This window comes from Actinomadura coerulea, from assembly GCF_014208105.1.
Lineage (GTDB): Bacteria > Actinomycetota > Actinomycetes > Streptosporangiales > Streptosporangiaceae > Spirillospora > Spirillospora coerulea.
Map to the genome: position 1 here is coordinate 3476930 of NZ_JACHMQ010000001.1, position 11516 is coordinate 3488445.

Annotated in this window: 8 protein-coding genes; 7 read left to right on the top strand and 1 reads right to left on the bottom strand. The window is 72.3% G+C overall.

Features of this window, described 5'->3' with window-relative positions; all coding sequences use genetic code 11:
• Positions 1 to 37: 37 nt before the first annotated feature.
• From BKA00_RS15965 to BKA00_RS15975, 3 genes are all read left to right on the top strand, one after another.
• Positions 38 to 700 (top strand): response regulator transcription factor, encoded by a 663-nt coding sequence (locus BKA00_RS15965; RefSeq protein ID WP_185025848.1) that lies wholly within the window; start codon positions 38 to 40, stop codon positions 698 to 700.
• A 5-nt stretch (positions 701 to 705) separates the two neighbouring features.
• Complete coding sequence (locus BKA00_RS15970; RefSeq protein WP_185034298.1) at positions 706 to 1857, top strand: sensor histidine kinase; 1152 nt, start codon at positions 706 to 708, stop codon at positions 1855 to 1857.
• 82 nt (positions 1858 to 1939) lie between these two features.
• A complete protein-coding gene (locus BKA00_RS15975) occupies positions 1940 to 3100 on the top strand; it encodes an IS30 family transposase (protein ID WP_221493078.1) in 1161 nt (386 codons plus the stop codon).
• Between the two features lie 34 nt (positions 3101 to 3134).
• Here the strand turns inward: BKA00_RS15975 and BKA00_RS15980 are convergent, their stop codons facing one another.
• Positions 3135 to 4862: an AMP-binding protein gene (locus BKA00_RS15980; protein WP_338072140.1), complete on the bottom strand. Its 1728-nt coding sequence runs from the start codon at positions 4860 to 4862 to the stop codon at positions 3135 to 3137.
• A gap of 233 nt (positions 4863 to 5095) precedes the next feature.
• On the opposite strand from BKA00_RS15980, the gene BKA00_RS15985 reads away from it, so the two are divergent.
• The 4 genes from BKA00_RS15985 to BKA00_RS16000 all read left to right on the top strand — a co-directional run bounded on the left by BKA00_RS15985 (position 5096) and on the right by BKA00_RS16000 (position 11465).
• On the top strand, positions 5096 to 6298 hold the full coding sequence (locus tag BKA00_RS15985; protein WP_185025850.1) for a thiolase family protein: 1203 nt from the start codon (positions 5096 to 5098) through the stop codon (positions 6296 to 6298).
• Entirely contained in the window at positions 6295 to 8376 is a 2082-nt protein-coding gene (locus BKA00_RS15990) for a 3-hydroxyacyl-CoA dehydrogenase NAD-binding domain-containing protein (protein ID WP_230299317.1), read from the top strand. Before BKA00_RS15985 ends, BKA00_RS15990 begins: the two co-directional genes overlap by 4 nt.
• A gap of 187 nt (positions 8377 to 8563) precedes the next feature.
• Positions 8564 to 10051 carry an amino acid permease gene (locus BKA00_RS15995; RefSeq protein WP_221493174.1) on the top strand — a complete coding sequence of 496 codons (1488 nt, stop codon included), beginning with the start codon at positions 8564 to 8566 and terminating at the stop codon, positions 10049 to 10051.
• Positions 10052 to 10115: 64 nt separating this feature from the next.
• Positions 10116 to 11465 (top strand): FAD-dependent oxidoreductase, encoded by a 1350-nt coding sequence (locus BKA00_RS16000; protein WP_185025853.1) that lies wholly within the window; start codon positions 10116 to 10118, stop codon positions 11463 to 11465.
• The last annotated feature ends 51 nt before the right edge of the window (positions 11466 to 11516 follow it).

The window sequence follows — 11516 nt, forward strand, 5'->3', positions numbered from 1 at the left end:
ATCGGGGTTTAACCCCCGGCGCGTCATGCTCGGCGGCATGCGTGTACTGATCGTTGAGGACGAGCGGGTGCTCGCGGACACGATCGCCGAGGGACTCCGGGACGAGGCGATGGCCGTGGACGTGGTGTACGACGGCGACGACGCGCTGGAGCGCGCCTCCTACAACGAGTACGACGTGGTGGTCCTGGACCGGGACCTGCCGACGGTCCACGGGGACGACGTGTGCCGGGAGCTGGTGGGGCGGCGGAGCCCGACCCGGATCCTGATGCTGACCGCGTCCGGGGACGTCGACGACCGGGTGGACGGGCTGACGCTCGGCGCCGACGACTACCTGCCCAAGCCGTTCGTGTTCGGCGAGCTGGTGGCGCGGGTGCGGGCGCTGGCGCGCAGGTCGGGGCCGCCGGTGCCGCCCGTCCTGGAGGGGCGGGGCATCCGGCTCGATCCGCACCGGCGCCGGGCGGCGCGGGACGGGCGGGAGCTGCGGCTCACCAACAAGGAGTTCGCGGTGCTGGAGGAGCTGCTGCGGGCGGAGGGCGGCGTGGTGAGCGCCGAGCGGCTGCTGGAGCGGGCGTGGGACGAGAACATCGACCCGTTCAGCAACATCGTCCGGGTCACGATGGCGACGCTGCGGCGCAAGCTCGGGCAGCCGCCGGTGATCGAGACGGTGACGGGGTCCGGGTACCGGCTGGAGGCACGGTGAGAAGGCTGAGCGTCAGGACCCGGCTCACGCTGGTGTACGGGTCGCTGTTCCTCGTCACGTCGGCGGCGCTGGTCGCGGTGACGTACCTGCTGACCGTCAGGACGATGGACGCCCGGTTCACCTCGCGCCAGAACGTGGACACGACGACGATCACCCGGCTGCGCGCGCTGGCCGTCAACGGGGACGTCACGCAGCTGGTGCGGTTGAAGGCCGACGCCGACCGGGAGCTGGCGCGGCAGAAGCACGACGTGCTGGCGCAGCTGCTGCAGAGCTCCCTGGTGACGATGCTGGTGCTCGGCGTCCTGGCCGTGGTGATCGGGTACGTGGTGGCGGGGCGGATGCTGCGGCCGCTGCACACGGTGACCGCGACGGCGAGGCGGCTGTCGGAGAGCAACCTGCACGAGCGGATCGCGCTGGACGGCCCGCAGGACGAGATCAAGGACCTGGCCGACACCTTCGACCGGATGCTGGACCGGCTGAACCGCGCGTTCGACGCCCAGCGCCGGTTCGTCGCGAACGCCTCGCACGAGCTGCGCACGCCGCTGACCATCAACCGGACGGTGCTGGAGGTCGCGCTGGCCAGCCGGCGGAGCCCGCCGGAGACGAGGGCGCTCGCGGACGTCCTGCTCGGCAACACCGCGCGCCACGAGCGGCTCATCGAGGGGCTGCTGCTGCTCGCGAAGTCCGAGCGGGAGCCGGCCGCGCGGGACGGCACGCCGCTGCCGGACGTGGTGCGCAGCGCGCTCGACCAGCTCGGCGGGCAGGTGGAGGAGGCGGGCCTGGACGTCGAGGCGCGGCTCGCCCCGGCGGCGGTGACCGGCGACCCGGTGCTGCTGGAGCGGTGCGCGGTGAACCTGCTGGAGAACGCCGTGAAGTACAACGTGCGGGACGGGCGGGTCTGGGTGCGCACGGGCGTCCGGGACGGCGAGGCGTTCCTGCGGGTGGTCAACACCGGGCGGCCCGTCCCGTCCTACGAGGTCGCGACGATCTTCGAGCCGTTCCGGCGGCTGCGCGCGGACCGGACGGGGTCCAAAGACGGCGCGGGGCTCGGGCTGTCGATCGTGCGGGCGGTCGTAGCGGCGCACGGCGGCGAGATAGACACGGTCCCCCGCCCGGAAGGCGGCCTGTCAATCACGCTCCGCCTACCCGCCACCTAACGTCGACTTGCGGCGTGTTGCCCTTCTGCGAGCGGGCGGTCTCTAGTGTCTGTTGCAACGAGATCCCTGGAAGGATCTTGTTGTGCCGGGAAGACGTCTGACAGCTGCTGAGCGCGCGCAGATCGAGGTGTTGTTCGGTGCGGGCCGGTCGTTTCCGCAGATCGCGGAGGCGATCGGCCGGGACCGGTCAACTGTGTGGCGGGAGGTGCGCCGTAACCACTCCTATCGGCGGTCGGACGCCGGTGGGGGCGGGGCGCGGTATCCGGGCCGGGCGACCACCGCGTGTCCGGGCGGGCTGGGCGGGCTGTACCGGTGGACGTACTCGCATGTGGCCGCGCAGCGCAAGGCCGATGAGCGGGCGCGTCGGCACCGGCCGGGCAAGTTGATCGGCAACAGCGGGAACAAGGGCCGGGCCTGGTGCCAGGGCCGGTTGTGGCCGGTGGTGCGTGATCTGCTGGTGCGGCGGTGGTCGCCGCAGCAGATCGCGGCGCACCTGCGCGCCGCCTATCCTGACCAGCCGGAGATGCGAGTGTCGCACGAGACGATTTATCAGGCGATCTACTACCAGGCCCGGGGCCGGATGCGGGCCGAGCTGGCCCGGCAGCTGCAGTTGCGGCCGGGGGAGGGGTCGGTGCTGCGCAGCGGCCGCGCCGCCCGCCGTCCGCCCTCGCGTCTGGCCCGCGCCGAGAGCGCGGCGCGCAGCCGCCGGCCCTGGATCCAGGGCCTGCACATCTCGGCCCGGCCCGCCCAGGCGGCCGACCGGGCGGTGCCGGGGCACTGGGAGGGCGACCTGGTGATCGGGGCCCGCGGATCCAGCGCCATCATCACCCTGGTCGAGCGCACCACCCGGTTCGTGATGCTCGGCGCGTTGCCGCACTCACGCGTGTCCGAGCAGGTCACCGGCGTGCTGACCACTTTGATGCGGCGGTTGCCGGCCGAGCTGGCCGCGACCTTGACCTGGGACCAGGGATCGGAGATGGCCCAGCACGCCGACTTCACCCTGGCCACCGGGTGCCGGGTCTACTTCTGCGACCCGCACGCGCCCTGGCAGCGCGGCTCCAACGAGAACACCAACGGGCTGCTGCGCCAGTACTTCCCCCGCTCCTCCACCGACTTCCGCAACTACACCCAGCACGACCTCGACGAAGTCGCCCGCCAGCTCAACGGACGACCCCGCCAAACCCTGAACTGGAAAACCCCAGCCCAAGCACTCAACGAATACCTCGTTGCAACAACCGCTTGACACCGCCGCGCTGATAAGGGCAACACGCCGCAAGTCAACGGGGGTCGCCGGTCGGGTTCGCGGCCAGCCAGCGGTGGACGACCTTGCCGGTGGCGTTGCGGGGCAGTTCCGGGATGAAGTACACGTCGCGGGGAACCGCGTAGCGGGCGACCTGGGCGTGCACGTAGGCGCGGACGGCGTCGGCGTCGAGACGGGCGCCGGGCCGCAGGACGACGTACGCGGCGAGGCGCTGCCCCCACTCGGGGTCGGGCACTCCGGTGACCGCGACCTCGTAGATCTCCGGCATCCGCAGCAGAGCGTCCTCCACGTCGCCGGGGACGATGTTCTCACCGCCGGACACGACCATGCCGTCGAAGCGGCCGTCCACGAACAGCAGGCCGCGGTGGTCGACGTGGCCGAGGTCGCCGGTGGCGAGCAGGCCGTCGCGGACCTCCATCGGCTCGCCGCCGGTGTAGCCCTCGAACAGCAGCTCGTTCGCGGCGAAGATCTGCCCGCGGGTGGACCGGCCGAGGCGGCGGCCCTGCTCGTCGAGGATCGCCAGCGCGGTGTTGCGCGGCGGGCGGCCGGCCGTGCGCGGGTCGAGCCGCAGGTCGCGCGGGGTCGCGATGGACACCCAGGACGTCTCGGTGGACCCGTAGACGTTGTAGAGCCGGTCGCCGAACGCGTCCATGAACCGGGTCGCGAGGTCGCCGGGCAGCGCGGCGCCGCTCAGCGCCGCGATCCGCAGGGAGGACGTGTCGTACCGCTCGCGGACCTCGGGGGCCAGTTCCAGGATCCGCTGGAGCATGACCGGGACGGCGAACAGGGCGACGTCGCGGTGGGAGGCGACGGCCCGCAGGGTCGCCTCGGGGTCGAACCGGCGGTGCAGGACGACCGGCGCCCGCAGCGCCCAGGCCATCTGCAGCGCGGCGTAGCCCCAGGTGTGGAACAGCGGGGCTTCGACGATCATGGTCTGCCGGGCGCGCAGCGGGATCCGGGACGTCATCGAGGCCAGCGGCCACAGGCCGGGGCGGGGCGGGCGGCGGGCCCCCTTCGGGCGGCCGGTGGTGCCCGAGCTCAGCATGATCGTCCGGCTCTGGATCTGCGGCGGCCCTGCGGCGGGCGCCGGCGCCGACCGGATGATCTCCTCGATGCTCGGCCCCGGGTCGGCGGGGGCGGTGTCGGGGGCGGTGCGGGGCGGCGGCAGCACGGCGGCGACGGGGGCCGGCAGCGGGGCGGCGGCGGGCGGCCGCCGGTCGGCCCACACCACGGTGCGGCGCAGGGCGATCGGGACGTTCGCCAGCAGCGGCGCGAACTCGGCGTCCGCGACGAGCAGGGTGGGGCGCAGCTCGCCGAGCACGGCGCGGATCTGGCCCGTCCCGAAACCGGTGTTGAGCAGCACGACCTCGGCGCCTCGGCGCGAGCACGCGAGGAGGGTCAGGGCCATGCCGCGGTGGTTGCGGCACAGGACGCCGACGCGCGGGCGGGGGCCGTGGAGCGGCAGGCCGGCGGCGAGGCGGGCGGCGCGCTCGTCCAGCTCGGCGAACGTCAGTTCCCCGTCGTCGTCGATCAGGGCCGTGCGGGACGGGGAGCGGGCGGCGGCGGAGGCGACCAGCCCGGCGAGGGTCGTGCCCCAGCGCCGCAGCGTGCCGAGCTGGCGGGCCAGGCGGCGGGGGCCGCCGGAGAACAGCAGGCCGGTGCCGAGCAGGAGGGCGGCGAGGTCGCGGATGTGCCCGATCCGCCGGCGCATCCCCGGCCGGTAAGCGGGCCTCGCGTGGGTCACCGCGCCCTCCTCCGGTGATTTCCGGTCACGTTACCCATCAGTCATGAAGCGGACAAGGGCATCAGAGGCCCTCCCCGGGGCATCAGTGCGCTGAGCGGCGCGTCAGTGGTTACTGACGAGTAGCATTAAGGGTTACCAGCAAGTAGCATCGCTGACGCGGGTACTCGTGCCGCCGGCAGGGGCGGCACGGGGCTCGACACCTTCACCCGAGTCCATCGCAGGGAGGACGACCCGTGCCTCGCACCGCACGCGACGTCGTGTTCGTCGACGGCGTCCGCACGCCGTTCGGCAAGGCCGGCCCCAAGGGCCTCTACGCGCAGACGCGCGCCGACGACATGGTCGTCCGCGCGATCCGCGAGCTGATGCGCCGCAACCCGTCCCTCCCGCCCGAGCGGGTGGACGAGGTCGCCGTCGCCGCCACCACCCAGACCGGGGACCAGGGCCTGACCATCGGGCGGTCCGCCGCCGTGCTGGCCGGGCTCCCGAAGAGCGTCCCCGGCTTCGCCGTCGACCGGATGTGCGCGGGGGCCATGACCGCCGTGACCACCACCGGCGCCGGCATCGCGTTCGGCTCCTACGACGTCGCCATCGCGGGCGGCGTCGAGCACATGGGCCGCCACCCGATGGGCGAGGGCGTCGACCCGAACCCGCGGTTCCTCGCCGACAAGCTGGTCGACCCGTCCGCCCTGGTCATGGGGTCGACCGCGGAGAACCTGCACGACCGGTTCCCCGGCATCACCAAGGAGCGCGCCGACGCCTACGCCGTGCGCAGCCAGCGGAAGGTCGCCGAGGCCTACGCGGCCGGGAGGATCCAGCCCGACCTGGTGCCGACCGCGGTCCGCTCCGCCGATCTGGGCTGGGGCCTCGCCACCGACGACGAGCCGCCGCGGCCCGGCACGACGATGGAGAGCCTGGCCGCGCTGAAGACGCCGTTCCGCGTGCACGGCAACGTCACGGCGGGCAACGCCGCCGGCCTCAACGACGGCGCCACCGCCTGCCTGCTCGCGGCCGAGGACGTCGCGCGCGAGCTCGGCCTCGCGCCGCGGATGCGGCTCGTCGACTTCGCCTTCGCCGGCGTCGAGCCGGAGGTCATGGGCGTCGGGCCGGTCCCCGCGACCGAGAAGCTCCTCGCCCGCAACGCGCTGACCATGGACGACATCGGCCTCATCGAGATCAACGAGGCCTTCGCCGTGCAGGTGCTCGCGTTCCTGGAGCACTTCAAGATCGCCGATGACGACGCGCGGGTGAACCCGTGGGGCGGCGCGATCGCCCTCGGCCACCCCCTCGCCTCGTCCGGCGTGCGGCTGATGAACCAGCTGTCCCGTCTTTTCGAGGAGCGCACGGACGTCCGGTTCGGGCTGACCACGATGTGCGTCGGCATGGGCATGGGCGGAACCGTCCTCTGGGAGAACGCGAACTGGGAGGGCGCCAAGTGAACCCCGACATCTTCAAGGACGAGGTCGTCACGCACGCGCGCGTACGCGAGGTGACGCTCCCCTACGGCGCGGGCACGCTCGCGCTCATCACGCTCGACAACGGCTTCGACCACACCAAGCCCAACACCTTCGGCCCCGGCGGACTCGCCGAGCTGAACGCCGCGCTGGACGAGGTCGCCGGGCGCGAGGACATCGCAGCCGTCGGCGTCATCGGCAAGCCGTTCATCTTCGCGGTGGGCGCCGACCTCAAGGGCGTCCCGCTGGTCCAACGGCGCGAGGACGCCGCGGCGATCGGCAGGCTCGGCCACGACGTGTTCCGCCGCCTCGGCGAGCTGGGCGTGCCGTCCTTCGCCTACTACAACGGCGCGGCGATGGGCGGCGGAGTCGAGATCGGCCTGCACTGCACCTACCGGACGATCTCGCGCGGCGTCCCGGCGTTCGCGCTTCCCGAGGCGTTCCTCGGGCTCGTCCCCGGCTGGGGCGGCACCTACCTGCTCCCGAACCTGATCGGCGCGGAGAAGGCGCTCAAGGTCGTCATCGACAACCCCATGGCCCAGAACCGGATGCTCAAGGGCGCGCAGGCCTACGAGCTGGGCATCGCCGACGCGATCTTCGACTCGGCCGACTTCCTGGAGGAGTCCCTCGCCTGGACGGCCCGGGTGCTCAACGGCGACATCACCGTGCGGCGCCCGGAGGTCGACAAGGGCAAGGCCTGGGACGACGCCGTCGCCATGGCCCGCTGGAACGTCGAGGGCAAGCTCCACGGGGCCGCGCCGTCCTACACCCGGGCGCTCGACCTGGTCGCCGCCGCCAAGGACCGCACCCGCGACGAGGGCTTCGCCGCCGAGGACGAGGCCCTGGCCGACCTCATCATGAGCGACGAGCTGCGCGCCGGGCTGTACGCGTTCGACCTCACCCAGAAGCGCGCGAAGCGCCCCGCCGGGGCGCCGGACAAGGAGCTCGCCCGCAAGGTCACCAAGGTCGGCGTCGTCGGCGCCGGGCTGATGGCCTCGCAGCTCGCCCTGCTGTTCGCGCGGCGCCTGGAGGTGCCGGTCGTGCTGACCGACCTCGACCAGGAGCGCCTGGACAAGGGCGTCGGCTACGCGCACGGCGAGATCGACAAGCTGCTCGGCAAGGGACGGCTGTCCCCCGACAAGGCCAACCGCCTCAAGGGCCTCATCACCGGCTCGCTCACCAAGGACGCGTTCGCCGACGCCGACTTCGTCATCGAGGCCGTCTTCGAGGAGATGTCGGTCAAGCAGAAGGTGTTCGCCGAGGTCGAGCAGTACGTCTCCGCCGAGTGCGTCCTCGCGACCAACACCTCCTCTCTGTCGGTGACCGAGATGGCCTCCGGGCTCGCCCACCCCGAGCGGGTCGTCGGGTTCCACTTCTTCAACCCGGTCGCGGTGCTGCCGCTGCTGGAGATCGTCCGGGGCGAGCGGACCGACGACGCGGCCCTCGCCACCGCGTTCGCCACGGGACGGGCGCTGAAGAAGTCCTGCGTCCTGGTCAAGGACGCCCCGGCGTTCGTCGTGAACCGCGTCCTGCTGCGGCTGCTCGCCGAGATCGTCAGGACGGTGGACGAGGGCACGCCGATCGAGGTCGCCGAGCGCGCCGCCGCGCCGCTCGGCCTGCCGATGCCGCCGTTCGTGCTGATGGGCCTGGTCGGCCCGGCGATCGCGCTGCACGTCAACGAGACGCTGCACGCGGCGTTCCCGGATCGGTTCCCGCTGTCGGACAACCTGGCGAAGATGGTCGCGGCGGGCAAGAGCGGCGTGTACCTGCCCGACTTCACCCTCGACCCCGAGGTCGTGGAGATCTTCTCCGGCGGGTCGAGCCCCTCCACCGAGGAGCAGGTCCTCGACCGGGCGCTCGCGGCGCTCGCCGACGAGATCCGGATCATGCTGGACGAGGGCGTCGTCGCGGCGCCGCAGGACATCGATCTGTGCATGATCCTCGGCGCCGGCTGGCCGTTCCACCTCGGCGGCATCACCCCGTACCTGGACAGGTCCGGGGTCGCCGAGCGCGCCGCGGGGGGCCGCTTCCTGGAGCCCGGAGCCGCCTCGCCGCCCTCCTGACCCCGGCCCCTCCGAGCCCGGCCCGTGCGGGAGAAGAGGCGTTCCGAGCCGTCTTCGGAACGCCTCTTTTCCGGCGTTCTCCCATGTCACGGACTCGCGCGAGTTTCGGCGGATCATAACCCGCGCACATATGGGCATACGGCTGAAGATCGTATGCCGCACACGGGGACACGGAAGGGCGCCGAAATTGAACGTGCTGCGCACGAAGTCGGTCGAGCAGTCGATCAGGGACACCGAGGAGCCGGAGCACCGGCTCCGGCGCGACCTGTCGGCGTTCGACCTGACGGTCTTCGGGATCGGCGTGATCATCGGAACCGGCATCTTCGTGCTCACCGGTGAGGTCGCCAAGGACAAGGCCGGTCCGGCGGTCGCGCTGTCGTTCATCCTCGCCGCCGTCGTGTGCGGCCTCGCGGCGCTCTGCTACGCCGAGTTCGCCTCCACCGTTCCGGTCGCCGGCTCGGCCTACACCTTCTCCTATGCCACGATCGGCGAGTTCCCCGCCTGGATCATCGGCTGGGACCTCGTCCTGGAGATGGCCCTCGGCGCGGCCGTGGTGTCGGTCGGCTGGTCGGGATACTTCGCCTCGCTGCTCGACGACGCGGGGGTCACGATCCCGACGGCGCTCGCGGCTCCGCCGGGCGAGGGCGGGACGGTGAACGTCCCCGCCATCTGCCTCGTGCTGGCGGTGACCGCGCTGCTCGTCCTCGGCGTCAAGATCTCCTCGCGGGTGAACGCGGTGGTCGTCTCGATCAAGGTGGCCATCGTGCTGCTGGTGATCTTCGCCGGGCTGTTCTTCGTCAAGGGGTCCAACTACCACCCCTTCATCCCGCCGTCCAAGCCGACGCCGAGCGTGGAGGGCCTCAAGGCGCCGCTGATCCAGGTCATGACCGGCCACGCGCCGGTCAGCTACGGCTGGCTCGGCATCTTCTCGGCCGTCGCCATCGTGTTCTTCGCCTACATCGGCTTCGACATCGTCGCGACCGCGGCCGAGGAGGCGCGGCGCCCGCAGCGGGACCTGCCGATCGGGCTCATCGGCTCCCTCATCATCACCGCCATCCTGTACGCGGCCGTGGCGAGCGTCGTCGTCGGCATGCAGAAGTACACGGAGCTGAGCGTCGCCGCGCCGCTCGCGGACGCGTTCAAGGCCGTCGGCCATCCCGTCTTCGCCACGATCATCAGCATCGGCGCGGTCGTCGGCCTCACCACCGTCGTCCTCATCCTGCTCCTCGGGCAGAGCCGCATCTTCTTCGCGATGGGCCGCGACGGCCTGATGCCGCCCTGGCTCTCGGCCGTCCACCCGCGCTTCGGCACCCCCTACCGCGCGACCATCATCATGGGCGTGATCGTCGCGGTGCTCGCCGGGTTCATCCCGCTCGCCGAGCTGGCCGAGCTGGTCAACATCGGCACGCTGTTCGCGTTCCTCGTCGTCTCGGTGGCCGTGGTGATCCTGCGCCGCACCCGCCCCGACCTGCCCCGCGCGTTCCGCACGCCCTGGGTCCCGGTCGTCCCGATCCTGTCCGTGCTGGCCTGCCTGTTCGTGATGATCAACCTGCCGGTGGAGACCTGGCTGCGGTTCCTCGCCTGGATGGTCATCGGCGGCGTCGTCTACGCCGCCTACGGGTACCGGCACAGCAAGGTCGGCCTCCGCGCGGAGCACATCTCCCCCAAGTCCTGACATTCCCTCGTCGTGACGGGACTCACGGTGTCCTTTTGACCGGCGGGTGTGCACAATGGCGCGCATGGCACCTCCAGCGCGCGTCGCGGTGATCGGGTCGGGTCCGGCGGGGATCTACGCCGCCGAGGCCCTGGTGAAGCAGGCGGGCGACGACGTCCGGGTGGACGTCTTCGACCGGCTCCCGACGCCGTACGGGCTGGTGCGCTACGGCGTCGCGCCCGACCACACCTCGATCAAGTCGATCGCCCGGTACCTGCAGCGGGTGCTGGAGAACCCGGCCGTCCGGTTCTTCGGGTGCGTCGAGCTCGGCCGCGACGTCACCCGCGACGACCTGCTCGACTGCTACGACGCCGTCGTCTACTCCACCGGCGCGATGGTCGACCGGCACATGCGGATCCCCGGCGAGGACCTGCCCGGCAGCATCGCCGCCACCGACTTCGTCAACTGGTACTGCGGGCACCCCGACGCCGCCGACCACGAGTTCGACCTGTCGGTCGAGGAGGTCGCGGTGGTCGGCGTCGGCAACGTCGCCGTGGACGTCGTGCGGATCCTCGCCAAGACGGCCGCCGAGCTGCGCGCCACCGACGTCCCCGAGCAGGTGATCGAGGCGCTGGCGCGCAGCCGGGTCCGGCGCGTCCACATGATCGGGCGGCGCGGGCCGGCGCAGGCGAAGTTCACCACCAAGGAGGCGCGCGAGCTGGGCGAGCTGCCCAACGCGAGCATCCACGTCAGCCCGCGGGACATGGAGCTCGACCCGGCGAGCGCGGAGCTGGCCGAGAGCGACCGCCACGTCCGCGGCAACATCAAGGTGCTGAGCGCCTGGACGGGCGACCCCGCCCCCGGCCGCGCCCGCCACATCGACGTGCGGTTCTGGCGCGCCCCCGTCGAGATCCTCGGCACCGGCCGCGTCGAGGGCCTCAGGCTGGAGAGGACCCGGCTGGACGAGTCGGGCCGCGTCACCGGGACCGGCGAGTTCGAGACGCTGCCGGTCGGCATGGTGCTGCGCTCCGTCGGTTACCAGAGCGTCCCGCTGGAGGGCGTCCCGTTCGACGAGCGCGCCTTCGTCGTCCCGAACGAGGGCGGCCGCATCGTCGGCCCGGACGGCGCCTTCGTGCCCCGCGAGTACGTCGCCGGCTGGATCAAGCGCGGGCCGTCCGGCGTCGTCGGGACCAACAAGTCCGACGCCGCCGAGACCGTCCGCCACCTGCTGGAGGACCTCGCGGACGCCGGGACGGCGCCCGAGCGCACCATAGAGGAGCTGCTGGAGGCCCGCGGGCTTCCCGTCGTCACCTACGACGACTGGCTGAAGCTGGACGCCGCCGAGATCGCCCTCGCCCGCAGCCTGGACCGCGGGGAGCGCGTCAAGCTCGCCCGCTGGGAGGCGATGCGGTCCGCCTGCCGGGGTCCCGCGTGATCCATCCGAAGTCCCCGGCGGGAAACTAGTGACGCAAAGGTGACCCGGACG